A 25,203-nucleotide genomic window follows, 5' to 3' on the forward strand; every position below is an offset into this window, starting at 1 on the left:
GAACGACGAGCCTGCGGCAATGGCGCCCGACACCTCAAGGAATTCTCCTACGCCGCCAGCCCCTTCTTTTGGAGCATCGCATCCGGGCTCGGCAGCTTGCCGCGGAAGGCCTTGTAGGCGTCCTCCGGATCGATCGCCCCGCCGACCGAATAGATGTGGCTCTTGAGCTTTTCCGCCATCGCCGGGTCGAAGGGATCGCCGGTCTCCTCGAAAGCGGCGAAGGCGTCGGCATCGAGCACTTCCGACCACATGTAGGAATAATAGCCGGCGGAATAGCCGTCTCCCGAGAAGACATGCAGGAAATGCGGGCTGCGATGCCGCATGACGATCGAGTTCGGCAGGCCGATCTTGTCGAGCGTCGCGGCTTCGAGCGCCATCGGGTCGCTGATGTTTTCTGCCGTATGATAGGCCATGTCGACAAGCGCCGACGAGGTGAACTCGACGGTGGCGAAGCCGGAATTGAAGGTTCGGGCGGCCAGCACCTTGTCGAGCAGCGCCTGCGGCATCGGCTCCCCGGTCCGGTAATGCACCGCATATTCCCTGAGGATCTGCGGCACTGTCAGCCAATGCTCATAGAGCTGCGACGGCAGTTCGACGAAATCGCGCGAAACACCGGTACCCGACACCGACGGGTAGGTGACGTTCGACAGCATGCCGTGCAGCGCGTGGCCGAACTCGTGGAAGAGGGTGCGCGCGTCGTCGATGGAGAGCAGGGCCGGCTTGCCGTCGGCGGGTTTTGCGAAATTGCAGACATTGTAGACGATCGGGATTTCGCCGATCGCGCCATTCTTCAGTTTCAGTTTGTGCTGCGACTGGAACGAACTCATCCAGGCGCCCGAGCGCTTGGAGGAGCGGGCGAAATAGTCGCCGAGGAAGAGCGCCAGGAGTTTACCCGATGCGTCGCGGATCTCGAAGACCCGAACGTCGGGATGATAGGCGGCAATGCCCTTCTTCTCCGTCGCGGTGATGCCGAACAGGCGACGCGCGACGTCGAAGCAGGCATCGATGATCTTTTCGAGCTGCAGATAGGGCTTCAGCTCGCTCTCCGAGAAGCTGAACTTTTTGGCGCGGAGCTTTTCGGCATAGTGACGCCAGTCCCAGGGCATCACCTCGTGGTTGCGGCCCTCGGCGGCGATCAGCTCGGCGAGATCCGCCTCCTCCTCACCGGCCCGCGCCACCGCCTTTTCCCAGACCTGCATCAGCAGGCCGTTCACCGCTTCGGGCGTCTTCGCCATCGTGTCGTCGAGCTTCAGCGCCGCGTAGTTCTCGTAGCCGAGCAGCTTTGCCTTCTCGGCCCGAAGGACAAGCGTCTCGGCGATAATGCCGCGATTGTCTGTCTCGCCGCCGTTTTCGCCGCGCGCCGTCCAGGCCCTGAAGGCCTGTTCGCGCAGCTCGCGGTTTTCCGAGAAGGTCAGGAACGGCTCGATGATCGAGCGCGACAGCGTGACGGCATATTTGCCGTCCTCGCCGCGGTCGCGCGCCACGGCCGCCATCGCATCCCTCAGGAAATCCGACAGCCCGCCGAGTTCCTCCTCCCTCGCGAGCAGCAGCGTCCAGTTCTTCTCGTCGGCCAGCACGTTCTGGCCGAATTTCGCGCCAAGACCGGCGAGCGTCTCGTTGATCGCCGCAAGCCGGTCCTGCTCGGGCTTGGGAAGCTTGGCGCCGGATTTGACGAAACCCTTCCAGTGCCGCTCGAGCACGCGCGTCGCCTCCAGGTCGAGGCCTAGCCTCTCCCGCTTCTCCCACAGCGTATCGATCCGGCTGAACAGCGCCGGGTTCGTGCCGATCTTCGAATAGTGGCGCGACATCTTCGGCGCGATGTCGCGTTCCAGCGCCTGGATGACCTCGTTGGTGTGGGCGCCGGCCTTGGTCCAGAACAGCGCCGAAACGCGCGACAGCTCGTCTCCGGCGATTTCCAGCGCGACGACGGTGTTTTCGAAGCTCGCCGGCTCCGGATTGCTGGCGATCGCGTCGATCTCCGCCTCGTGGCTCGCGAAGGCGGCCTCGAAGGCGGGGGCGAAGTCCTCGTCCTTGATCGCCTCGAAGCGCGGCAGGCCCTGATGGCCGGTCCAGTTCACCAGAGCGGGGTTGAGCGAAGCGTTGACGGTCATGGGATTCCTTTCGCATGCGGAGCTCGGCGCGAGGATCGGCGAGCCGGACGGGATGTTTTGAAGTGGTTGATCAGCGTGGCCGCTTCAAGGCTTGCGCAGGCCAAAAAGACCCGGCGCCGCGTGCCAGACAGCCTGCGCCGCAAAGCCGATGAACAGCAGCCCGGAAAGCCGAACGATGGTGAGCTCATGGCGCCGGTAGAAGCGACGGACGACCGAAGCACCGATGATGGCGATCAGGATCACGTCGGCGATCAGGAAGCCGATCAGCGACACGGCGAGCAGCATCGGCAGGGCATTGAATTCCAGCGCATTGGCGGAACCGGCGAGCAGTGCCGTAAAGGTCGCGAGGGCCACCGGGTAGCCCTTGGGATTGGTGAGCCCGAAGATCAGTCCGCGCCGCAGCGGCCGCTCGACCGTCATCAGCGCTCGATTCTCGCCTTTCGGGCGGGCCCTGAGCGCCGTCCAGCCGATCCAGGCGAGATAGGCACCGCAGAAGAGGCCGAGAATGTCGAAGATCGCCGTTCCGATCGACCGGGCGCCGACGATCGCAACGAGGGCCAGCGCCGACCAGAGAATATCACCGGCGAGATGGCCGCCCATGAACAGCGCGCCGGCTTTCCGGCCCTGGCCGGCGCCGATGCCGAGCAGCGCCAGGAAGGCGGGGCCGGGGATCAGCGTATAGGACAGCGCGGCAAGGAAGGCACCGACGAGAAGCGTCTCGGACATCTTGAAAACCCCGGTTGCAATTTGGCCATTCGAGCCTCCGGCACCGATTCCGTCAAGCGGAAACGGCATGGGCCGCCAGCCATAAGGCCGCCTGACCGACGTGCCCGGCAGCATCAGTCTCGGCGTGAAGGTTTTCGGAGGGTAAGGATGTCCATCGTGTCGCGGACCAGATCTGCAACGGCCCGAATAAACTTGCGCACGGGTTGTTCCTCGCTGTGCGAACCGGATCACGCCACCACCGTCCCACAGGCGGGTGCGCGCCTCTGTTTCCGGGGGAACCGGGGGAAGCGCGCGCACAAATCTTTCGCCGACGCGATTTCCCTCGATACGAAGTTGCGTTAAGAACCGGCCTACAGCGCCGTGCGTCTGTTCAGACGCACCTAGGTCGCTGTAGCACTTTTGAAGGGCTGCATGCTTCTATCCTTCGATCGGCGACGATTTGAGGAAACATGCAGTCGTTTTCCCCTCGAGAAGGACTTTCCATGACTGTGCGCAATCTCTTCCTTCTGCCCGGCGACGGCATCGGCCCGGAAGCCATGGCGGAAGTCCGCAAAATCATCGCTTACATGAACGCCGAGCAGGGCGCCGGCTTCGTGACGGACGAGGGGCTTGTGGGTGGATCCGCCTATGACGCCCATGGCGCGGCGATCTCGGAAGGGGACATGGCGAAGGCGCTCGCCGCCGATGCCGTGCTCTTCGGCGCGGTCGGCGGACCGAAATGGGATGCGGTCCCCTATGAGGTGCGGCCGGAAGCCGGCCTGCTGCGGCTGCGCAAGGATCTTGAACTGTTCGCCAATCTCCGCCCCGCCATCTGCTACCCGGCGCTTGCCAACGCCTCCTCGCTGAAGCCGGAGCTGGTCGAGGGCCTCGACATCCTGATCGTCCGCGAACTGACCGGCGGCGTCTATTTCGGCGAGCCGAAGGAGATCATCGACCTCGGCAACGGCCAGAAGCGCGGCATCGATACCCAGGTCTACGATACCTACGAGATCGAGCGCATCGCCGGCGTCGCCTTCGAACTGGCGCGCACCCGCAACAACCGCGTCTGCTCGATGGAAAAGCGCAACGTCATGAAGTCCGGCGTGCTCTGGAACCAGGTGGTTACCGAGACGCACAAGGCGAAGTATTCGGACGTGCAGCTCGAGCACATGCTGGCCGACGCCGGCGGCATGCAGCTGGTCCGCCAGCCTAAGCAGTTCGACGTCATCGTCACCGACAACCTGTTCGGCGACATGCTCTCCGACGTTGCCGCGATGCTGACCGGTTCGCTCGGCATGCTGCCTTCGGCCTCGCTTGGCGCGCCGGATGCCAAGACCGGCAAGCGCAAGGCGCTCTACGAGCCGGTGCATGGCTCGGCGCCGGACATTGCCGGCCAGGGCATCGCCAACCCGATCGCCATGATCGCCTCCTTCGCCATGTGCCTGCGTTACTCCTTCAACCTGGTAAAGGAAGCCGACAATCTCGAGAAGGCGATCGCCAACGTGCTCGACAAGGGCATCCGCACCGGCGACATCATGGCGGAAGGGTGCCGCAAGGTCGGCACCGTCGAGATGGGCGACGCCATCCTCGCCGAATTCAAGGCGCTCTCGGCCTGATCGGCCATTCCGGCACCATGAATCGCACAGACACCTCCGGATGCCTTCCGGAGGTGTTTTTCTTTGGAATCCCTTGATTTTTCCGTGTTCGTTTTCACATGCAGGAAAGCGACAGGAAAGACCGACATGAACCAACCGCTAGCCTCGACAGCCTGGATCGTGCTGACGACGATCGTCCTCGTACTGGCTCTCGTGCCTTTCGATCCGCAATTGTCGGAATGGGCGCAAACCCTGCCGGACGAGATCGTCGGCTTCAACCGGACGATCACCGACTTCGGCACTTTCGCCTGGATGATCTATACGTCGGCAACGCTGCTGCTGATCGCCTTTGTCGTCCGGCGCGCCTCGCAGCGCGACACCATCCGGCAACGGGCCCGAGCCGCGCGCAATCTCTCGGCCTATTTCCTGCTGACGATCGGCACGGCAAGCGTGCTGGTGCATGGGTTGAAGTTCCTGATCGGCCGCGCCCGCCCGGAACTCTTCGCCGACTATGGCGCCTACAGCCTTACACCCTTTACCGGCGACCGGCTGTTCGAGAGCTTCCCGTCCGGCCATTCGACGGCAGCCGGTGCCTTCTTCGGCGCCTTCGCGATGCTGACGCCGGAGCTACGGCCGCTCTTCCTGATCCTGGCGCTGCTGATCGGCCTGTCGCGCGTCATCGTTGGGGCCCATTATCCGAGCGATGTGGCCGCCGGCCTGCTGCTCGGCCTCTGGGTGTCGATAATGGTCGCCTTTCTCTTCGCCCGGCGGGACTGGCTCTTCCGTTTCGACGCCGACGGCTGGCCGGCGCCGAAAACAGCAACGCCGCCGCCCGAGCCCAAATAAAAAGCCGGCGCGGAAGCCGCGCCCAACAGACAAAAAAGCCGGCGCGGAAGCCGCGCCGGAGTCAGGAGAGCTTGATGGGAAGCGGGAAGCGGTTTTCCGACCGCATCCCGCCTCTGGATTCGCGCCCGCTCAGTCCATCTGATGGATGTCGCGGTCCTTGGTTTCCGGCAGGAACAACAGGCCGATCACCAGCGTCAGGCCGGCGAAGACGATCGGGTACCAGAGACCATAGTAGATGTCGCCCTTGGCGGCGCTCATCGCGAAGGCCGTCGCCGGGAGCAGGCCGCCGAACCAGCCGTTGCCGATATGATAGGGCAGCGACATGCCGGTGTAGCGGATGCGCGTCGGGAAGAGCTCGACGAGCAGGGCAGCGATCGGGCCGTAGACCATCGTCACATAGATGACGAGAACCGTCAGAACCGCGATGATTACCGTCCAGTTGACGCGAGCCGGGTCGGCCACCATCGTGAAGGCGCCGCCCTTGTCGATCGAATAGACCGCCATTTCGGTTGCACTGCCGACTTCCTCCTTGGTGAGGAGCTTGTCGGCGACAAGCTTGTCGGCCGGAACCATGGTCTTTTCGCCGGCGCGGATAGCGGCCGCGTCGAGGGCCAGTTCCGGATTGCCGGCAACAAAGCCGTCGAGCTTGGACTCCGGCACCTTGGCCGCACCGCGCACCAGCGGGTAGCCCGAGGCCTGCAGCGCCATGTTGACCTGCTTGCTGAACGCGGCGTCCTCGGCCTTCGCCTTGTCGCCGGCGGCAATGGCGTCATAGCTGGTGATCGTCGTCTCGCCGACCTTCACCGTCGCCGGTGTCCCCGCGGCCGCCGTGGTCACCACGTCGTAGGGTACCGAGTTCTTGGTCAGGAAGGCCGTTGCGATGTCGCACGAAGTCGTGAACTTCGCCGTCCCGGTCGGGTTGAACTGGAATTTGCAGTCGCCGGGTGCGGCGGCGACGGTGGCGCGGACACTCTGCTGTGCCTCGGCCAAAGCCGGGTTGCCGGCCCAGGTCAAGGTCTTGAACAGCGGGAAGTAGGTCAGCATGGCGAGCAGCAGGCCGGCCATGATGATCGGCTTGCGACCGATCTTGTCGGAAAGCCAGCCGAAGAACACGAAGAAGCCGGTGCCGAGCACGAGCGAGGCGGCAACCATCAGGTTCGCCGACTGGCCGTCGATCTTCAGGATGCTCTGCAGGAAGAACAAGGCGTAGAACTGGCCCGAATACCAGACCACGGCCTGACCGACGACGGCACCGAAAAGCGCCAGCAGCGCGACCTTGGCATTCCGCCACTGGCCGAAGGCCTCCGTCAGCGGCGCCTTCGAACCCTTGCCCTCTTCCTTCATCTTCTTAAAGGCCGGCGATTCGTTCATCTTCAGCCGGATCCAGACGGAGACGCCGAGAAGCACGCAGGAGAGCAGGAAGGGTATGCGCCAGCCCCAGGCGGCGAAGGCCTCCTTGCCAAGCATGAACTGCACGAGCAGGATCACGATCAGTGAGAGGAACAGACCGAGCGTCGCCGTCGTCTGGATCCACGAGGTGAAGTAGCCGCGGCGGCCATGCGGCGCGTGTTCGGCGACATAGGTCGCGGCACCGCCATATTCACCGCCGAGCGCCAGGCCCTGCAGCAGGCGCAGGACGATCAGGATGATCGGCGCGGCGATGCCGATCGACGCAGCACCGGGCAGCACGCCGACCAGGAAGGTCGACAGACCCATGATCAGGATCGTGACGAGAAAGGTATATTTGCGGCCGACGAGGTCGCCGATGCGGCCAAAGACCAGCGCGCCGAACGGGCGTACCAGGAAGCCTGCGGCAAAGGCAAGCAGCGCGAAGATGTTGCGGGTCGTCTCCGGATACTGGCTGAAGAAGGTCGCGCCGATATAGACGGCGAGCGATCCGTAGAGATAGAAATCGTACCATTCGAAGACGGTACCGAGCGAGGAAGCGAAGATGACCTTCTTTTCCTCGGCGGTCATGGGACCGGCTTTTTTGATGCCGTCCGCTGTTGCGACATTTGCCATTTTGATGATCCTCCACTTCAAAAGGCACTCTGGGCGCCCGTTGGATCGTTCCGCCTCCTCCCCGAAGCCCGAAACGCGGTACGCCTGATTGAGAGGATGTCAGAAAAGCCTTGCCCGAGGCAGGGATGCTTTCGTCCTATGACTTTCGTCTAATGCGGCGATCGGGCGCGGCGTGGAATCGAGCACTCTTGCGCTGGCCGGCAATTCGGGGCGCAGAGGCGCCGGCGGCTTGACTCTTGTGGAAAAGCCGGTAAGAGCAGCGGCGAACGAGGAAACGAGATGCGACCGAACAATTCGTCCATCGCTGCGCTGAACTTGCCGGCCCACGCCGGGCAGGCACGCTCTTTCTCGCTCAATAGCAAAACAACGGCCAAAACGACGACGAAAACCGTCTGACGTCTCTGGCCCTCCGCTCTCTCCCCGGTACGGCCGGGGACAGGATCTTCGCGGGACGGTCCGCGCGGCTCCGCCTCCACCCGACGAGGAGAGACAGAAAGAGAGCTTAGAACATGGGTTTCAAGATTGCAGTCGCAGGCGCCACCGGCAATGTCGGCCGGGAGATGCTGAACATCCTTTCCGAACGGGGATTTCCCGCGGATGAGGTTGTGGCGCTCGCCTCGTCACGCTCCGTCGGCACCGAGGTCTCCTACGGCGACAAGACGCTGAAGGTCTCCAACCTCGAAACCTATGATTTCTCCGACACCGATATTTGCCTGATGTCGGCCGGCGGCGCGGTTTCCTTGAAGTACTCGCCGAAGATCGGCCAGCAGGGTTGCGTCGTCATCGACAATTCCTCGGCCTGGCGCTACGACGCCGAGGTGCCGCTGATCGTGCCGGAAGTCAACGCCGACGCGGTTTCAGGCTTCACCAAGAAGAACATCATCGCCAACCCGAATTGCTCGACCGCGCAGCTCGTCGTCGCGCTGAAGCCGCTGCACGACCACGCCAAGATCAAGCGCGTCGTCGTTTCCACCTACCAGTCGGTGTCCGGCGCCGGCAAGGACGGCATGGACGAACTCTTCAACCAGACGCGCGCCGTCTTCGTCGCCGATCCGATCGAGAGCAAGAAGTTCACCAAGCGCATCGCCTTCAACGTCATTCCGCACATCGACGTCTTCATGGAAGACGGCTACACCAAGGAAGAGTGGAAGGTTCTCGCCGAAACCAAGAAGATGCTCGATCCGAAGATCAAGGTGACCTGCACGGCGGTGCGCGTGCCGGTGTTCATCGGCCATTCGGAATCGGTCAATATCGAATTCGAGAACGAGATCACCGCCGACGAGGCGCGCGACATTCTGCGCGAGGCGCCGGGTTGCCTGGTCGTCGACAAGCACGAGAACGGCGGCTACGTGACGCCCTATGAATGCGCCGGCGAAGACGCCACCTATATTTCGCGCATCCGCGAGGACGCAACCGTCGAGAACGGCCTCAACATGTGGGTCGTTTCCGACAACCTGCGCAAGGGTGCGGCGCTGAACGCCGTTCAGATCGCCGAACTGCTTGTCAACCGCGGCCTGATCAAGCCGCGCAAGCAGGCCGCCTGACGAGGCGACAAACAAATGGAATGCGAACCCCGCTCGGTAACGGACCTTGCGGGGTTTCGCATTGAGGTTCGGGCGGTGGATTCACGTGAAACCATTGCCTTCTGCATGTCTCCTTAAATCGACCTCGATTTAAGGACAAAGACATGCAGAACTTCAAAGTGCTACAGCGACCTTCGCGCGTCTGATTAAGACGCGCGGCGCTGTAGGGGGGGACGAGAGCGAAACGACGGCCCGGGCGGGGCGGGCTTTTCAAGTCAATTATTGGGGCTTTGACGGGGTATACCATGCACATGGCAAGGTGCGCAGTAACGGGGCTTGCAGCCCTCATCTCAACAGCAATTCTTCCCGCAGCCGCCTCGGCGGCGCAATGCGGCAGCAACGCCGGCGGCTTTTCCGCCTGGGTCGCCGAGTTCAAGCGCGAGGCCGCGGGCAACGGCATCAGTTCGTCAGCGCTGAATGCGGCACTCGCCAACGTCTCCTATAGCCGCGCGACGATCCGCGCCGACCGCGGCCAGAAAAGCTTCAAGCTGTCGCTCGACCAGTTCATGCAGAAACGCGGCGGCCAGGCGATCATCTCGCGCGGCCGCAAGATGCGCGCCCAGAACGCAGGGCTTTTCGACAGCATCGAGCAGCGCTACGGCGTGCCGGCCGGTCCCCTGATCGCCATCTGGGGCATGGAAACCGGCTTTGGCTCCTTCATGGGCAAGGAGCATACGCTCTCCGCCGTCTCGACGCTCGCCTATGACTGCCGCCGCTCGGCCTATTTCACCGACCAGCTCTACGCCGCGCTTCAGCTCGTCGAACGGGGTGACCTCAGCCCCGCCGCCCGGGGTGCTGCGCATGGCGAAATCGGCCAGACACAGTTCCTCCCGTTGAACGTCCTGAAATTCGGCGTCGATGGCGACGGCAACGGCCATGTCGACATGGTCCGCTCCAAGGCCGATGCCCTGGCCTCGACCGCGAACTTCCTGCGCGGCCACGGCTGGCAGCCGGGCGGCGGTTACCAGCCGGGCGAGGTGAACTACGCGGCGATCCAGGGCTGGAACGCCGCCAGCGTCTACCAGCAGGCGATCGCCATCATCGGCGCCGAGATCGACGGCGACTGAGAAGAGCGCGGTTCGCAGTTTCCGCCCCTCCGGCCTGCCGGCCACCTTCTCCCCGTATTGACGGGGAGAAGGGACATTGAGGCACGATCAGCACTTATCCGGAAGACGTCCGGCGGTCCGCAGACAACAATACTGCCCTCCTCAAGAAGGGGACTGTGACGCCGCCGCAAGTCCGTTCGCCCCGCTTGCGGGGAGAAGGTGCCGGCAGGCGCTCTTCTGTCTTACGTTCCCGGCCGGGCGAAATCGCCGGTCTTGGCGTCCATCACCCAGAGCTCGCCGGTCGAGATGTCGAACCAGGCGCCGTGAAGAGCGAGCTTTCCCTTCGCCTCGAGAATCTGCACGCAGGGAAAGGTTCTGAGGTTGGCGATCGAATTGCGGATCGATACGCGCTCCAGGGCGCGCTGGCGTTCCGACAGCGTCATGACGGCGTTGCTCTGAATCTGCTCCGCGGCCGGCTTCAAGAGGTTCATCCAGCGGCCGATGAAATCGCCGGGCGACAGCGGTTCGGCGTCCGGGTCGAGTGCCGCCTTGATGCCGCCGCAGCGGCCGTGACCCATGACGACGATATCGCTGACGCGCAGCGACTGGACGGCAAATTCCAGAGCCGCCGACGTTGAGTGATAGTGCCCGTCCGGCTCATAGGGCGGCATCAGATTGGCGACGTTACGAATGACAAAGAGCTCCCCCGGGCCGCAATCGAAGATCGTCTCGGGGGCCGCCCGCGAATCGCAGCAGGCAATCAGCATCGTCCTCGGCTTCTGGCCGGTTTCTGCGAGGCTCTTGTAGCGTTGCTGCTGTTCGCTGAACCGGCCGTTCATGAAGTTACGGTAGCCGTTCAGAAGATGTTCCGGGAAGCGCTGCATGTCCATCGGTTACTCCGCTGCGATCGACAGATCAATCCATTATGAGCAGTTTCTTTATTTCGGCCGCATCTGGCTCGGATGCATCAGCCGGCGCATCTGCACCATCGCCATCGGCGTCGCCAGGCTCGATGCATCCTGTTCGAGCGTCAGTTCGTCCGCACCGCGTTTGCGGCTGCGCGCGATGATCTCGAACACGCTTGCGGTCGCCATCTGCAGCGCACGTTCCTCGGAAAGCCCCTGAAGCAGCCGCGCCAGAAAGACGGCCGAAAGCAGGTCGCCGGTGCCGTTCGGCGGATCGTCGATCAGCCGATGCTCGGCAAGCAGCGCGTGCCGCCCGGAAAGATAGAGATTGCCGGTGCCGCCGCTCATCATCGGGATCGCCGACGTCACCAGCACGCGGGATGGCCCGAGACCGAGCGCAGCGTCGAGGATCGCCTGGTTGGTTTCAAGCGCCGCACCGGCGAGCCAGGCGAGCTCGAACCGGTTGGGCGTCGCCAGCGTCGCCAGCGGCAGCAGCCGATCGCGGATGGCGGCCGCGATCTCGGCCGGCACATAGAGCCCGTTGGCGTCGCCGATCACCGGGTCGCAGGCGTAGACGAGGTCGGGATTGCGTTCCCGGAGCGCCGCCACCAGCCGGAGAACGCCCTCGGCCTGGGCCGGCGAGCCGAGATAGCCGGACAGGACGGCGCGCACCTCGCCCGCCCATGGGGCGTTGGCGAGATCGTCCATGATGGACTGGAAATCCGCGTCCGGCATCACCACCCGCGTCGAGCGGCCATGGCCGGGATGCCAGGGAAGAATGACCGTCGGCAGTGCCCATACCCGGTGGCCGAGCGTCTCAAGGGCGAACACGGCGGCACGATTGCCGACCGAACCGCGAATCACATGGCTGGATATGACGATGACGGCGCCGGGCGCGGCGGGCATTTCGGACATCGGGCGAGACCATCCTTCGATTGGGCGTGTGATCGCCCGCTGTTGCGGCCCTGTCAACAGGGAGCCGGTCCGGACGATCTTGACGTGGCTGCGGCGTTTTTATTCGTTTTCATCGTTTTTTGAGAAATTTTCGCAAAATCACCCTCGATTTAAATGGATTTAGGTCGTTTCTACGTGAATTTCTCCAAAAACAGGCTCGATTTTGCCCAAATCCAGCATAAAAACGATCGCCATTGACCATGGTTCTGATAGGGTCGACTATCATTTTGGGGGAGCGAATTCATGGGCGTGAAGCATAATCCGAAACGGGACCGTCACATCGATGCGGCCCGTGCGGCCGTCACCAAGATCGGTACCGAAACTCTGCCGCCCGAGATTCTCTTCGGCGGCGCGAGCAACGACGACCTCGATCTCTATTCGCCGGACATGCTGGCGCTGACGGCCGCCCACGCCCGCCGGGAACTGGCGCGCTGGGACGGCGGCAAGCCGCAGGTTTCGGTCGAGACGGTGCCCGGCGTGGCGCCGGGTGGAACCGAGGTCTCGATCATCGCCGTCACCGAACGCAACATGCCTTTCCTTTATGACTCGGTCATGGGGGAGGTGACGAGCACCCACCGCGACATTCACCTGGCGATCCATCCCATTCTGGTCGTGGAGCCCGGCCGGCCGGCGAAGCTCTTCGACGCGGACGAGCAAAGCGACCCGGCGCAGCGCGTCAGCCACATCCAGATCCATCTGAGCAAGCTGACGCCGCTCGAGGAGCGGTCGCTGAGCAAGCGCATCACCGACGTCCTGGAACAGGTTCACCAGACCGTGCACGATTGGCCGGCGATGACCGCCCTGCTCGACCAGGCGATGCGGGAACTGGAGGATTACAACGCGTCCCGCAAGAGGAGCGACCGCGACGAGGCGCTCGCCTTTCTTCGTTGGCTAAGGGACAACAACTTCACCTTCCTCGGCATGCGCGAATACACCTATTCCGGCAAGGGCGAGAAAGCCAGCGTCGAGCGCGGCAAGGGCAGGGGCCTCGGCATTCTCTCCAATCCGGACGTCCGCGTTCTGCGCCAGGGCAAGGACGCGGTGCTGACGACGCCGGAGATCCTCGCCTTCCTGGAAGGTCCCGACTTCCTGATCGTCACCAAGGCCAATGTGAAGTCGGTGGTGCACCGGCGGGCCTATATGGACTACATCGGAGTCAAGCGCTTCGACGCCTCCGGCAATGTCGTCGGGGAACTGCGCATCGTCGGGCTCTTCACATCGACCGCCTATACAAGGCAAGCGGCGGAAATCCCGCTCTTGCGGCATAAGATCGAGAAGATCATCGATCACTTCGGCTACGATCCGCAGAGCCACTCCGGCAAGATGCTGGCGAATACGCTCGAAGCCTATCCGCGCGACGATCTCTTCCAGATCGACGTCGGCCTGCTCGCCGCCTTCTGCGAGCAGATCAATGAGCTCGGCGACCGGCCGCGCGTCCGCGTGCTGCCGCGCATCGACCATTTCGACCGCTTCGTGTCGGTCATCGTCTTCGTGCCGCGCGAGCAATATGACTCGGATGTCCGCGAAAAGATCGGCGATTACCTGAAGACCGTCTATGACGGCCGCGTCTCCGCCTATTACCCCGCCTTCCCCGAAGGCGGTCTGGCGCGCGTCCACTTCATCATCGGCCGGTCGGGCGGCAAGACGCCGCGCGTCCCGCAGGCCAGGCTCGAGGAAGCGGTCCGTGCCATCGTCACGCGCTGGACCGATCGCTTCAACCTGTTCGCCCGCAACGACGGCATCGAACTTTCGGTCGGCCAGGCCTATCAGGCCGCCTTCACGCCGGCCGAGGCCTATGCCGACCTTGACGGCATAGCCGCCTGCAAGGCGGACGACCCGATTCGCATCTCCTTCTATCACCGGGACCGGGAAAGCCCCGACGCGCTGGAACTGAAGATCTTCCACGCCGATACGCCGGTTTCGCTCTCCCGCCGCGTGCCGCTCCTCGAAAATCTCGGTTTCCGCGTCATCAGCGAGCAGACTCACGACATCGGCGTGCGCGCCTCTGGGCACGAACCGCGCGAGGTCGTGCTGCACGACATGGAACTCATTCACCGCGACGGGCACACGGTTCATCTCGCCAAGACCGGTGCTGCGCTGGAGGAGGCCTTCCTCGCCGCCTGGAACGGCACGATCGAGGACGACAACTTCAACCGTCTCGTTCTGCTGGCCGGGCTGACCGCCCGCGAAGTCACGGTGCTGCGCGCCTATTCGCGCTACCTGCGCCAGGCGGGGATCACCTATTCGCAGGGCTATATCGCCGACACGCTGAACAAATACCCCGCCATCGCCGCCGATATTTTCCGGTTGTTCTCGACGCGGCTCGATCCGAAGATCGACGTCAAGGCGCGCGCCAAGAAGACCGGCGCCCTTCTTGCGACGATCGAGGAGGCGCTCTCCGCCGTGCCGAGCCTCGACGAGGACCGGATCCTGCGCCGCTACGCCAACGCCATCCAGGCGACGCTTCGGACCAACTATTTCCAGAAGGATGCCGAAGGCAGGCCGCGCTCCGTGCTTGCCTTCAAGCTCGACCCGAAACAGCTCGAGGGCCTGCCGGAACCGCGGCCCTTCCGCGAAATCTTCGTCTACGGCACCGAGGTAGAAGGCGTCCATCTGCGTTTCGGCAAGGTGGCGCGCGGCGGGCTGCGCTGGTCCGACCGGGCCCAGGATTACCGCACCGAGGTGCTTGGCCTCGTCAAGGCGCAGCAGGTCAAGAATGCGGTCATCGTTCCGGTCGGTGCCAAGGGCGGCTTCTACCCGAAGCAGCTGCCGGTCGGCGGCAGCCGCGACGAGATCTTCAAGGCCGGAACCGAGGCCTACAAGACCTATATCCGCACGCTGCTCTCGGTGACCGACAACATCGTCGGCCAGGAGGTCGTGCCACCCAAGGACACGCTTCGCCTCGACGGCGACGATCCCTATTTCGTCGTGGCGGCCGACAAGGGCACCGCGACCTTCTCGGACACGGCGAACGGGCTGGCGCAGGAGGCCGGCTTCTGGCTCGACGACGCCTTCGCCTCCGGCGGCTCGGCCGGCTACGACCACAAGAAGATGGGCATCACGGCGCGCGGCGCCTGGGAAGCCGTCAAGCGGCATTTCCGCGAGATGGACATCGACATCCAGACGACACCCTTCACGGTGGCCGGCGTCGGCGACATGTCGGGCGACGTCTTCGGCAACGGCATGCTGCTCTCGGAAAAGATCCGGCTGCTTGCCGCCTTCGACCACCGCGACATCTTCATCGATCCGAATCCGGATATCGATCGCTCCTTTGCCGAGCGCACGCGGATGTTCGCGCTGCCGCGCTCGAGCTGGCAGGACTACGACCGCAAGACGCTTTCGCCCGGGGCAATGATCATCTCGCGCACGGAGAAACTCGTCACCCTGACGCCCGAGGCGATGGCGGCGATCGGCATCGACAAGCAGAAGGCAACGCCGTTCGAGATCATGAACGCCATCCTGAAGAGCCAGGTCGACCTCCTGTGGTTCGGCGGCATCGGCACCTATGTGCGCGGCAGCAGCGAAACCGACGCCGACGTCGGCGATCGCGCCAACGACCCGATCCGCGTCACGGCGGAAGAGGTGCGCGCCCGGGTCATCGGCGAGGGCGCCAATCTTGGCGTCACCCAGAGGGGGCGCATCGGCTTCTCGCTCGCCGGCGGGCGCTGCAATTCCGATGCGATCGACAATTCGGCCGGCGTCAATTCCTCCGACGTCGAGGTCAACATCAAGATCGCGCTCGCCTCGGCGATGCGCGACGGACGATTGACACGGCCCAAGCGCAACACGCTGCTGGCGGCGATGACCGACGAAGTCGGCCATCTCGTGCTGCGCAACAACTACCAGCAATCGCTGGCGATCTCGCTCACGGAGATGCTGGGCCCCGCCAACCGCACGCCGCTGGCGCGTCTGATGGCGCGGCTCGAAGCCGATGGCCAACTGAACCGCAAGGTGGAAACCCTGCCGACCGAACTGGCGATGGCCGAGCGCTACCAGGCGGGCAAGCCGTTGACGCGGCCCGAGATCGGCGTGCTGCTCTCCTATGCGAAGCTTGTGCTGTTCGACGAGCTGGTCCAGAGCGATCTGCCGGACGATCCCTATTTCACCGCGACGCTCGAGCGCTACTTCCCGGCCAAGATGCGCAAGACCTATGCCGGCGACATCCACGGCCATCGCCTGCGCCGCGAAATCGTTGCGACGGTGCTCGCCAACGAGACGATCAACCGCGGCGGCCCGGCCTTCGTCTCGACCCTCACCGACGGCACCGGCTTCCTTTCCGCCGACGTCGTCAAGGCGGCGGTCCTGGCACTCGACGGTTTCGACCTGCCGCGGATCTACGGCGAGATCGACGCGCTCGACAACAGGATCAGCGGCGCGGTCCAGAACAGGCTCTACCAGGAGGTCGGGCGCATCTTTGCGCTGGTCGCCGAACGCGCCTTGCGCACCCGGGCCTCCGATGGGCCGGTGGCCGAGGCGGTGGCGCGGCTTCGTGAGGGGCTGCAAAAGCTGCGCGGCACGATGCGCGCGGCAATTTCGAGCGAGGGCGCCGAGGAGTCGCGCCTGAAGGCGGCGGGCTTCATCGAGAGCGGTGTGCCGGCAAAGCTTGCCGAAGAGATCGCCGAATTGTCGCTGATGACCCTGGTCCCGGAGATCATGCAGATCGCCACGGTGACCGGCGAACCGCTCAATCGCACCGCACAAGGCTACTTCGCGGTGACCGAGACGCTCCGCGTCAACCGCCTGCTGGCGGCCGCCGACCGCGTCCCCGCCACCGAGCAGTTCGAGGCGATGGCCCTGACACGGGCGGTTGCCGACATAGCCACCGCCCGCCGCGACATCACCGTCGCCGCGCTTGTCGAACAGAAGCGTGAACGCAACCCGATTCTCGCCTGGCAGGAACAGGACCGTGAGCGTGTGTCGCGCGCCGGCGACCAGCTGAAGCTCCTGACCGAAAAGGGCGAGACGACGCTTGCCAAGATCACCGTCGCCGCAGGTCTGCTCAGCGATCTTGCGCGCGGCAGGGCGAAATGACACATTCCCTTCGGGCCGCTGGCCCGGAGGACTGATTCCGTTCCCGGTTCAAGCGTGAATTTCGACGCATTGGCACCCGCGCCCAGCATTGGCGCGGGTGCCAATTCCGGGAGGGATGCTTGGACATTGCAGCCGAACGAGCGCGAGAACAGCCGAAAACCAGCCGTCTCGGCATTGCCGGCTGGATGCTGTTCGACTGGGCCGCGCAACCTTTCTTCACCGTCATCACCACCTTCATCTTTGCACCTTATTTCGTTTCCCGGCTAACGACAGACCCGGCGGCGGGCCAGGCGCTCTGGGGCTACACGCTGACAGTTTCCGGCATCGCCATTGCGGTGCTTTCGCCGGTGCTTGGCGCCATCGCCGACGCGACCGGACCGCGCAAGCCGTGGATCGCCTTCTTTGCCGCCATAAAGATCGCCTCGCTGGCGATGCTCTGGTTCGCGGTGCCCGGTTCACCGCTGATCTACCCGGCGATCTTCCTGGCGCTCGCAACGGTCGCCGCCGAATTCTCGATCGTCTTCAACGATTCGATGATGCCGCGGCTCGTCGGCGAGAAGGATGTCGGTAGGATCTCCAACATCGCCTGGGGGCTCGGCTATCTCGGCGGCATGATCGTGCTGATCGGCGTCGTCGCCCTGCTTGCCGGGAATCCGGCCACCGGCAAGACGGCGCTCGGGCTCGATCCGCTTTTCGGGCTGGATCCGGCCAAGGGCGAAGACGCACGCATCACCGGGCCTATCGCGGCGCTCTGGTATCTGGTCTTCGTGCTGCCGATGTTCCTTTTCACCCCGGATGCGGGCAAGGCGACGACATCGCTCGGGGAAGCGACGGCCCGGGGCCTGGCAGAACTCAGGGGCACGCTCAGCGAACTCAAGGAGAGGGCGGGAATCCTGCGCTTCCTGATCGCCCGTATGATCTTCCAGGATGGCGTCAACGGCTTGCTGGCGCTCGGCGGCACCTTCGCCGCCGGCATGTTCGGCTGGCAGACGATGGAACTCGGCCTTTACGGCATCATCCTGAACGTCGTCGCGATCGGCGGCTGCCTCTATGCAAGCCGGCTCGACACGCGACTCGGCTCGAAACGAATCGTCGTCGCCAGCCTCGTCTGCCTGACGGTCGCGACGCTCGGCATCGTTTCGACCGGCCCCGGCTTCACGCTGTTCGGGCTTGTCGCACTGCCGATCGAGGATTCGGGAGGGCTTTTCGGCACGGCAGCGGAGAAAGCCTATATCCTCTACGGCCTCCTCGTCGGCATCGCCTTCGGCCCGGTCCAGGCCTCGTCGCGATCCTATCTCGCCCGCAGCGTTTCGCCTGACGAGGCGGGGCGCTATTTCGGGCTTTATGCGCTGTCGGGGCGCGCGACCTCGTTCCTGGCGCCTGCCTCCGTCGCCACCATCACCCTGATGACCGCTTCGGCCCGCATCGGCATGCTGGCGCTGGTCGCCTTTCTCGCCGTCGGGCTCATCATCCTGCTGCGCACGCCCTACCCGGCGCATCGCCCGGCGTGAGGGCGCGGGCGAAGGCTCGCGGCGGGCCTGCCAAGCAGAAGAGCGAACCTCTCAGCCGTCATCCTCGGGCTTGACCCGAGGATCCACTCCCAAGCCGGCAAACCGCAAATGCGCGTGCCACGCTGAAATCTGCTCGGCTTCCTGGTGAGGCCTGCGCCTGGATCCTCGGGTCAAGCCCGAGGATGACGGGGGGGAGGAAGCTTTTCCGAAGGCGCAACAGACTCAGATCGCTGCAATACCGTTGAGACGGCATACGTCCCCGCTCAGTGCCGGAAATGCCGCATTCCCGTAAACACCATCGCAACATTGTGTTCGTTGGCCGCGGCGATCACCTCCTCGTCGCGCATCGAGCCGCCCGGCTGGATGACGGCTGTGGCGCCGGCGGCGATCGCCGAGAGAAGACCGTCGGCGAAGGGCAGGAAGGCCTCCGAGGCGACCGCCGAGCCGCGGGTCAGCGGTGCGGCGAGGCCATGCGCCCTGGCCGCTTCCTCGGCCTTGATGGCGGCGATGCGGGCCGAATCGACACGGCTCATCTGGCCGGCGCCGATGCCGGCGGTCTGGCCGTCCTTGGCGTAGACGACGGCGTTCGACTTGACGTGCTTGGCCACCTTGAAGGCGAATTTCATGTCCTCGAGTTCCTGTGCCGTCGGTGCACGCTTGGTGACGACCTTGAGCTCGAGATCCTCGACCATGCCGTTGTCGCGGGTCTGGACGAGCAGGCCGCCGGCTACCGTCTTGGCAGTCAGCCCGGGGGTGCGCGCATCCGGCAGGCCGCCGGCCGCCAGCAGGCGGAGGTTGGGCTTCCTGGCGATGATCGCCTTGGCTTCGTCGCTGACCGACGGCGCGATGATCACCTCGGTGAAGAGCTTGACGATCTCTTCGGCCGTTTCCGCATCGAGCTCTTGGTTGAGAGCGATGATGCCGCCGAAGGCCGAGGTCGAATCGCAGGCGAGCGCCCGGCGATAGGCCTCAGTGAGCGACGGCGCGGTGGCGACGCCGCAGGGATTGGCGTGCTTGATGATCGCGCAGGCCGGCGCCTTTTCCGGCAGGAACTCCGCGACCAGCTCGAAGGCCGCGTCCGTATCGTTGATGTTGTTGTAGGAAAGCTGCTTGCCCTGCAGCAGCGCCGCGGTCGCAACCCCCGGCCGCTGTTCGCCGGTCACGTAGAAGCCTGCCTTCTGGTGCGGGTTCTCGCCGTAGCGCATCTCTTCCTTGAGCACGCCGCCGATCACCCGATGGCGCGGCATGGCCAAGTCGAGCGCCTCGGCGAACCAGTTGGAGATCGCCGCGTCGTAGGCCGCCGTCCGGGCATAGGCCTTGGCCGCCATCTTCTGGCGGAAGGCGTAGCGCGTCGTACCGTCGGCGATCTCCTCGAGCAGCGCCGAATAATCGGCCGGATCGGTGACGATCGTCACATAGGCATGGTTCTTGGCCGATGCGCGGATCATCGCGGGACCGCCGATGTCGATGTTCTCGACGGTGGTCGGATAATCGCCGCCCTGGGCGCGAACCTCTTCGAACGGGTAGAGATTAATGACGGCGAGGTCGATGCCGGTGATGCCGTGCTCGTCCATCGCTGCCTTGTGGTCTGCATCGTCGCGGATCGCCAGCAGGCCGCCATGCACGCCGGGATGGAGCGTCTTGACGCGGCCGTCCATGACTTCCGGAAAGCCGGTCAGTTCGGAAACGTCGCTGACCGGAAGCCCGGCCGCCGCCAGCGCCTTGTGCGTGCCGCCGGTCGACACCAGCCGAACACCCTTCCCGTGGAGGGCGCGGGCGAGTTCGACGATGCCCGCCTTGTCGGACACCGAGAGGAGGGCAGTTTGAATCCGGACTTCGTCCGGAGCCGGGATTTTCTTGGAGGCGACAGCCATCAACCATGCTCCTTTGCAGCGCCGGACGCTTGGAAGAGGGGTGCCGGCGATTGGGGTGGCTGCCCGTTAGCACAGCTTGCCAGCGGAAGGAACCTTCGCCGCCGCAGGGGGTGGAAAATAGCTTCCTGGTCCTGAGTCTAGCCCTCGCGGGTCAGCGTCCACTGGATCTCCGGTTGCGACCCCGCCGTGAAGGTGACGGTGATCTGCGACGAGGCGCGCACACCGGAGGGGTCGGCGAAGAAGACATCCTCCTCGACCGCCAGCTCTCCGTCCCGGCAGGCAAAAAGCCAGCCCTCGCCGTCGGGCGCACTCAGATAGATCTCGCTCTTGCTGCTCTGGCGAAGCCCGATCGCCGGATGGATGTGAAAGCGGGCAACGGCAATCGCGGCATCGGACGCCTCCGGATCGCTGCCGTTTTCCCGGGCAAGCCGGTCGCGTCCGCGGATCAGCCGGCCGCCGTTCAGGACGCCGATGTCGCGCTCGTGGATGAGCCCGAAGGCGCCGAGATAGCCGTCATGGCGCGCCTTGACGGATTCGATGCGGCCGGGCTCGTCGCTTCGCTGCGCCTCGATCCGCGATACCCCACTGACCATGATCGGACCGAGAAAGGCCGATTGCGAAAAACGCGAGGAGGAGGTGTCGTTCACCGTCACCGTCGAATGTGCAGCGGTCGCGCGGGCCATTTGTCGAAATCGTTCGCCGGCGAATTTCGGCGCGCCGGCATTGATGATCAGACGGTTTCGTCCCGAAGACATCTCGAAGGAGAGGCAGCCGGCATGGGCGCCGCGCGACAGATCGACCGACAGCGGACCCCCCGTATCGACGATGACGACGGTCTCGCCGAGGGAAAGCCGCTCGAAGTCGATATGCGGAAGCGACCGGAACGGCTCGCCGGCCGTCTCGTCGTAACGCAGCACCGACGCAAGCTCATGCGCCGGCACCGAGCTTGCGCCGTTGAAGAGCGCCAGTTCGCCGCTCTGGTGCCGGAAGAAGCGCAGCGCCGGGTACATCCGGTCGATTCCGGAGATCAGCCGTGACGGCACGTCGTGACCGAGATTGACATAGGTCTGCCTGAGCGGCAGCAGGTCGAGCAGCAGTTCGAGTGCGGCGCGCGGATTGCGCGAAAAATGGCCGCCATCGGGCAGGATCTGCCGGTCAAGCTCGAGATCAAGACCGCGCCCGGCCCTGCGCAGCGCCGAAGCAGAGACAGGCATCGACACGGAAGCCATGGCCAGCGCGATGCGGACCCTGAGCCGCGCCTCGCCGTCCGGTACGGTCCCGGCGATATGGCGGAGATAGCGGACCTGGAAGGCCAGGCTCTTGAGGAAGCGGCGATAGAAACCATGCTCGGCATTGCGCAGCGCCACCGGCGAATGCGACAGCCAGGCGATGACGCGCTGGGCGACCACGTCGGCCTCCCAGGAGATACCGCCGATATTGCGGCCATGCGTGCCCATCCAGTCGTCGAGGATATGGCGAAGCCGGGCGAAGCCGGCTTCATCGCGTACGGCCCGCATGTGGCGCAGCCAGTCGAAAGCATGCAGCCGGTTGGCGAATTCGTGCGACGGCAGGTCGATCTCGAAGGGCGAATCGCCCTCGGTATCAAGCACCCGGCCCGCCAGTGGATAGCGGCCCTGAAGAATTTCCTCCGCCACGAAGGGATCGATGGCCCTGAGGTCCGTCGGCGCGACGATGAGCCGATCCGGCGTCGACGCGGAAAACCGCAAAGCCGACAACCGTCCGAGCGCCAGCCGCCGCGCAAGGCGGCGCCAGCCTTCGCGCAGATACAGGTAGAGCAGCCTTCGTTTACCGGAAAACAGCATCGGCGCCTGCAGGTTTCTTGATTGCCGCGACGGAAACGTCGAAGCGCTTGATGAGCACTTGTCGGGATTGCGCCAGATTCGCTTTCATGGGCCGGGATCGTGCCGGAAGGATGATTAAATTTCTATCAATCCGGCGTCATTGATAGGCGGGCGGTCCTGACGCGTCAATTGTCCCGGCCGTCGGCGCGGCGAAGCACAGCCGCATAGAAACCGTCGAGCCCAGCTGAAAAGGGCTGGTCGAGCGGCAGCATCGCCGGCGTCGTGCGGAACTCGCCGAGCGCGGTGATCGCCGCCTCGAGCCCCGGCCAGTCGGAAGCGGCGATCGGCAGACGTTCGCAATCGCCGTCCGCCACGACCCGCGCCACGACCTCTTCACCCTCGCGCGGATCGAGCGAACAATTGGAAAAGACGACGATGCCGCCCGGCCTGACGACGGTGAGCGCATGGCGCAGCAGCCGCTCCTGAAGCCGGGCCAGCTTTTCGACGTCCCCAGGCCCCTTCGTCCACAGCACATCCGGATGACGCCGCGTGGTGCCGGTCGACGAGCAGGGGGCATCGAGAAGGGCTGCGTCGAAGAGCTCGTCCGGTCGGAATTCCGCCATGTCGGTCTCTTTCGTGCGGGCTTCGAGGCCGAGCCGCTCAAGATTGGCTTTCAGCCGCCGCAACCGGCTGGAGGACTGGTCGAGCGCCGTCACCTTCGCACCCGCAAGGATGAGCTGGGCTGTCTTGCCGCCCGGCGCCGCGCAGAGATCGACCACGGTCTTTCCGGAAAGATCGCCGAAAAGACGCGCCGGAATGGAGGCGGCCGCATCCTGCACCCACCAGGCCCCTTCCGAGAAACCCGGCAAGGACGGGATCGTCCCGGTAAAATCGCCGAGCCGAACGGAACCGGTCGGCAGCACCGTGCCGCCGAGGCGCTCGGCCCACAGGGCCGGTTCGGACTTCACCGTCAGATCGATCGCGGCCGGAACGAGCTGTGCTTCTGAAATCGCTTCCGCCTCGGCGCGGCCATAGTGAGCGACGAGCCGCTCGTAGAACCAGGCCGGAATGGCCGGCACGGTCTGCAGCGCCTCGAGAATCGCCTGCTTCTCGCGCGAAAGGCGCCTGAGCACGGCGTTGACGAGGCTGGCGAAGCGGCGGTTGCGCGGATCCGACTGTGCCTGCTCGACGGCGAGGTCGACGGCCGAATGGTCCGGAATGTCGAGATAGAGGATCTGTGCTGCCGCCACGGTCAGCACGTGCTCGAGCGCACGCGCCCCCTCGGGCAGCGGCGTCTGCAGCAGCGAATCGATCGCGGCGCGGATCCGCGGCAGGTGCCGGAGTGCCGAATTGAGGATGGCGCGCACCAGCGCCCGGTCGGCATCGTTCAACTCGCGATAGGCGGGATTGCCATGCTCCTGGTCGAGCATGCCGTCGAGGGAGGTGTTGCGGTCGATGACCGCCGCGAGGATCTTGGCCGCGGCCTGACGGCTCTTCAGCCCCGGCTTCGCCTGGAGGCTGGCGCCAGACTGCGCTCCTCCCCCCCGGGAAGGCTTGTGCGGCCTGGATCGTTTCGGACGTGAATCGTTCTTGTTGTTTTCTGACATCAGGACCAGGGGCCTTTCGGCGGTTCGGAACCACCGCGACCCCAGCCGGTTTTCGGGACGGAGCGCGATCTGCGCACCGCATTATCAGGGCGAGCCGGCGCCGTCGACCCCGCTGACATTTCGCGCGCCATCCGTTCGAGCGCCGCAACGCGGTTCTCGGTGTTCGGATGGGTCGAGAAGAGATTGTCCATGCGCTCGCCCGAGAGCGGATTGATGATGAACATGTGCGCCGTCGCCGGGTTGCGCTCGGCATCATAGTTCGGAATGGCATGGGCGGCGCCGGCGATCTTGCGGAGCGCCGAGGCGAGCGAGAGAGGATTGCCGCAGATCTCCGCGCCGCGCCGGTCGGCAGAATATTCGCGTGTGCGGCTGATCGCCATCTGCACCAGCATGGCTGCGAACGGAGCGACGATCATCGCGATCAGCACGCCGACGAAGCCGAGCGGGTTGTTGTTGTCGCGGTTGCCGCCGAAGAAGAAGGCGAAGTTGCCGAGCATCGAGATGGCCCCGGCGAGCGTCGCCGTCAGTGTCATCGTCAGAGTATCGCGATACTGGATATGCGCGAGTTCATGCGCCATCACGCCGGCGACTTCCTCATAGGAGAGCGACTGCAGCAGGCCGGTCGAGGCAGCGACCGCCGCATTCTGCGGGTTGCGGCCAGTGGCAAAGGCGTTCGGCTGCGGACTGTCGATGACATAAACGCGCGGCATCGGCAGGCCGGCATTCGTCGCCAGGTCGCGCACGATGCCGTAATATTCCGGCGCATCGCGTTCGTCGACCTCCTGGGCCCGATACATGCGCAGTACCATGCGGTCGGAATTCCAGTAGGAGAAGAAGTTCATGCCCGCGGCCATCAGCAGGGCGATCATCATGCCGCCCCTTCCGCCGATGACATAGCCGACGGCCATGAAGAGGGCGGTCATGAAGGCCAGTAACATTGCGGTGCGAACAAGGTTCATGATTCAGGCTCCGGGCATTTTCAATTGCTTCTCGCCCGGCGGCGGCGAAGCGCGACGGGCAAGCTCGGCGTGTCCTGCGAGCTCTCCCCCAAACGTTTCACGTGAATCAGGGTTCCCGCCTTGACGGAAGCGACTTATATGATGGGGATAAAGTCCCCGCTCTTCAATATCGTCAGGGAAATCCGTCCGCCACATGCAGAACGACAACGACAATTCACCCGGTCACGCGAAGCGGCCGCTGTCGCCGGCTGCTCTTCGCGCCTTGAAGGAGGCTGAGGAGAGACGGCGCGCCGAGGAGCAGGCGGCGATGCCGCAGGAATTCGGCGGTCGCGGCGGCCTCGATCCGGCCCGGTTCGGTGACTGGGAAATCAAGGGCCGGGCGATCGATTTCTGAGAGGCTGGGGGTGGCTGGACGTCGTTTCGGAGGCGAATCAGTCGTTGTTTGATGGGCACGACCCGCTTCCGGTCCGCAGAGATTCGACGCTCAATGTCCTGTCGGCCCTCACCCTGGCCCTTCCCCCGCGCGGGGGGACGAGAGCTTGCGGCATCTCTCTTTCCGACAGAGCGGGCGGCAAGTCCCTTCGCCCCGCTTGCGGGGAGAAGGTGGCCGGCAGGCTGGATGAGGGGGCGTTTCGTCGCGCCTTCCCGTCCC

16 protein-coding genes are annotated in these 25,203 nt (G+C 64.6%); 7 read left to right on the forward strand and 9 right to left on the reverse strand.

Features of this window, described 5'->3' with window-relative positions:
• Positions 1-47: 47 nt before the first annotated feature.
• Both NGR_RS27700 and NGR_RS27705 read right to left on the reverse strand, forming a co-directional pair.
• Positions 48-2,111 carry a M3 family metallopeptidase gene (locus tag NGR_RS27700; protein ID WP_012709793.1) on the reverse strand — a complete coding sequence of 688 codons (2,064 nt, stop codon included), beginning with the start codon at positions 2,109-2,111 and terminating at the stop codon, positions 48-50.
• An 84-nt stretch (positions 2,112-2,195) separates the two neighbouring features.
• Positions 2,196-2,837, reverse strand: coding sequence for a LysE family translocator (locus tag NGR_RS27705; protein WP_012709794.1), 642 nt, complete (start codon positions 2,835-2,837; stop codon positions 2,196-2,198).
• 482 nt (positions 2,838-3,319) lie between these two features.
• On the opposite strand from NGR_RS27705, the gene leuB reads away from it, so the two are divergent.
• A complete protein-coding gene (leuB, locus tag NGR_RS27710; protein WP_164924536.1) occupies positions 3,320-4,432 on the forward strand; it encodes a 3-isopropylmalate dehydrogenase in 1,113 nt (370 codons plus the stop codon).
• 126 nt (positions 4,433-4,558) lie between these two features.
• A complete protein-coding gene (locus NGR_RS27715) occupies positions 4,559-5,257 on the forward strand; it encodes a phosphatase PAP2 family protein (protein WP_012709796.1) in 699 nt (232 codons plus the stop codon).
• A 129-nt stretch (positions 5,258-5,386) separates the two neighbouring features.
• Here NGR_RS27715 and NGR_RS27720 read toward each other — a convergent pair whose 3' ends face one another.
• Positions 5,387-7,279 carry an MFS transporter gene (locus tag NGR_RS27720; protein WP_012709797.1) on the reverse strand — a complete coding sequence of 631 codons (1,893 nt, stop codon included), beginning with the start codon at positions 7,277-7,279 and terminating at the stop codon, positions 5,387-5,389.
• 509 nt (positions 7,280-7,788) lie between these two features.
• On the opposite strand from NGR_RS27720, the gene NGR_RS27725 reads away from it, so the two are divergent.
• Positions 7,789-8,823 carry an aspartate-semialdehyde dehydrogenase gene (locus tag NGR_RS27725; protein ID WP_012709799.1) on the forward strand — a complete coding sequence of 345 codons (1,035 nt, stop codon included), beginning with the start codon at positions 7,789-7,791 and terminating at the stop codon, positions 8,821-8,823.
• A gap of 284 nt (positions 8,824-9,107) precedes the next feature.
• Positions 9,108-9,929: a lytic murein transglycosylase gene (locus NGR_RS27730; protein ID WP_012709800.1), complete on the forward strand. Its 822-nt coding sequence runs from the start codon at positions 9,108-9,110 to the stop codon at positions 9,927-9,929.
• A gap of 221 nt (positions 9,930-10,150) precedes the next feature.
• Here NGR_RS27730 and NGR_RS27735 read toward each other — a convergent pair whose 3' ends face one another.
• Positions 10,151-10,792: a carbonic anhydrase gene (locus tag NGR_RS27735; protein ID WP_164924691.1), complete on the reverse strand. Its 642-nt coding sequence runs from the start codon at positions 10,790-10,792 to the stop codon at positions 10,151-10,153.
• Positions 10,793-10,846: 54 nt separating this feature from the next.
• A complete protein-coding gene (gene pdxY / locus NGR_RS27740) occupies positions 10,847-11,728 on the reverse strand; it encodes a pyridoxal kinase PdxY (RefSeq protein ID WP_012709802.1) in 882 nt (293 codons plus the stop codon).
• Positions 11,729-12,010: 282 nt separating this feature from the next.
• Here pdxY and NGR_RS27745 point away from each other — a divergent pair, with 282 nt between their 5' ends.
• Both NGR_RS27745 and NGR_RS27750 read left to right on the forward strand, forming a co-directional pair.
• Positions 12,011-16,798, forward strand: a complete 4,788-nt coding sequence (locus NGR_RS27745) for an NAD-glutamate dehydrogenase (protein WP_012709803.1) — start codon at positions 12,011-12,013, stop codon at positions 16,796-16,798.
• 119 nt (positions 16,799-16,917) lie between these two features.
• On the forward strand, positions 16,918-18,309 hold the full coding sequence (locus NGR_RS27750; RefSeq protein ID WP_012709804.1) for an MFS transporter: 1,392 nt from the start codon (positions 16,918-16,920) through the stop codon (positions 18,307-18,309).
• Positions 18,310-18,572: 263 nt separating this feature from the next.
• Here NGR_RS27750 and purH read toward each other — a convergent pair whose 3' ends face one another.
• The 4 genes from purH to htpX form a co-directional block, all read right to left on the reverse strand.
• Complete coding sequence (gene purH, locus NGR_RS27755) at positions 18,573-20,183, reverse strand: bifunctional phosphoribosylaminoimidazolecarboxamide formyltransferase/IMP cyclohydrolase (protein WP_012709805.1); 1,611 nt, start codon at positions 20,181-20,183, stop codon at positions 18,573-18,575.
• Between the two features lie 137 nt (positions 20,184-20,320).
• Entirely contained in the window at positions 20,321-22,006 is a 1,686-nt protein-coding gene (locus NGR_RS27760) for a heparinase II/III family protein (RefSeq protein ID WP_012709806.1), read from the reverse strand.
• 164 nt (positions 22,007-22,170) lie between these two features.
• On the reverse strand, positions 22,171-23,592 hold the full coding sequence (locus NGR_RS27765) for an RsmB/NOP family class I SAM-dependent RNA methyltransferase (RefSeq protein ID WP_012709807.1): 1,422 nt from the start codon (positions 23,590-23,592) through the stop codon (positions 22,171-22,173).
• Positions 23,592-24,551 (reverse strand): zinc metalloprotease HtpX, encoded by a 960-nt coding sequence (gene htpX / locus NGR_RS27770; RefSeq protein ID WP_012709808.1) that lies wholly within the window; start codon positions 24,549-24,551, stop codon positions 23,592-23,594. The genes NGR_RS27765 and htpX overlap by 1 nt, the downstream gene beginning before the upstream one ends.
• 193 nt (positions 24,552-24,744) lie before the next feature.
• On the opposite strand from htpX, the gene NGR_RS27775 reads away from it, so the two are divergent.
• Positions 24,745-24,945 (forward strand): DUF1674 domain-containing protein, encoded by a 201-nt coding sequence (locus tag NGR_RS27775; protein WP_012709809.1) that lies wholly within the window; start codon positions 24,745-24,747, stop codon positions 24,943-24,945.
• The last annotated feature ends 258 nt before the right edge of the window (positions 24,946-25,203 follow it).

The sequence above is a fragment of the Sinorhizobium fredii NGR234 genome, from assembly GCF_000018545.1.
In the GTDB taxonomy this organism is placed as follows: domain Bacteria; phylum Pseudomonadota; class Alphaproteobacteria; order Rhizobiales; family Rhizobiaceae; genus Sinorhizobium; species Sinorhizobium fredii_A.

Excerpts from the sequence above, each read along its gene's own strand:
- NGR_RS27700 (WP_012709793.1), bottom strand. The coding sequence starts at position 2,111 with ATGACCGTCAACGCTTCGCTCAACCCCGCTCTGGTGAACTGGACCGGC.
- NGR_RS27705 (WP_012709794.1), bottom strand. The coding sequence starts at position 2,837 with ATGTCCGAGACGCTTCTCGTCGGTGCCTTCCTTGCCGCGCTGTCCTAT.
- leuB (WP_164924536.1), top strand. The coding sequence starts at position 3,320 with ATGACTGTGCGCAATCTCTTCCTTCTGCCCGGCGACGGCATCGGCCCG.
- NGR_RS27715 (WP_012709796.1), top strand. The coding sequence starts at position 4,559 with ATGAACCAACCGCTAGCCTCGACAGCCTGGATCGTGCTGACGACGATC.
- NGR_RS27720 (WP_012709797.1), bottom strand. The coding sequence starts at position 7,279 with ATGGCAAATGTCGCAACAGCGGACGGCATCAAAAAAGCCGGTCCCATG.
- NGR_RS27725 (WP_012709799.1), top strand. The coding sequence starts at position 7,789 with ATGGGTTTCAAGATTGCAGTCGCAGGCGCCACCGGCAATGTCGGCCGG.
- NGR_RS27730 (WP_012709800.1), top strand. The coding sequence starts at position 9,108 with ATGCACATGGCAAGGTGCGCAGTAACGGGGCTTGCAGCCCTCATCTCA.
- NGR_RS27735 (WP_164924691.1), bottom strand. The coding sequence starts at position 10,792 with ATGCAGCGCTTCCCGGAACATCTTCTGAACGGCTACCGTAACTTCATG.
- pdxY (WP_012709802.1), bottom strand. The coding sequence starts at position 11,728 with ATGTCCGAAATGCCCGCCGCGCCCGGCGCCGTCATCGTCATATCCAGC.
- NGR_RS27745 (WP_012709803.1), top strand. The coding sequence starts at position 12,011 with ATGGGCGTGAAGCATAATCCGAAACGGGACCGTCACATCGATGCGGCC.
- purH (WP_012709805.1), bottom strand. The coding sequence starts at position 20,183 with ATGGCTGTCGCCTCCAAGAAAATCCCGGCTCCGGACGAAGTCCGGATT.
- NGR_RS27760 (WP_012709806.1), bottom strand. The coding sequence starts at position 22,006 with ATGCTGTTTTCCGGTAAACGAAGGCTGCTCTACCTGTATCTGCGCGAA.
- NGR_RS27765 (WP_012709807.1), bottom strand. The coding sequence starts at position 23,592 with ATGTCAGAAAACAACAAGAACGATTCACGTCCGAAACGATCCAGGCCG.
- htpX (WP_012709808.1), bottom strand. The coding sequence starts at position 24,551 with ATGAACCTTGTTCGCACCGCAATGTTACTGGCCTTCATGACCGCCCTC.
- NGR_RS27775 (WP_012709809.1), top strand. The coding sequence starts at position 24,745 with ATGCAGAACGACAACGACAATTCACCCGGTCACGCGAAGCGGCCGCTG.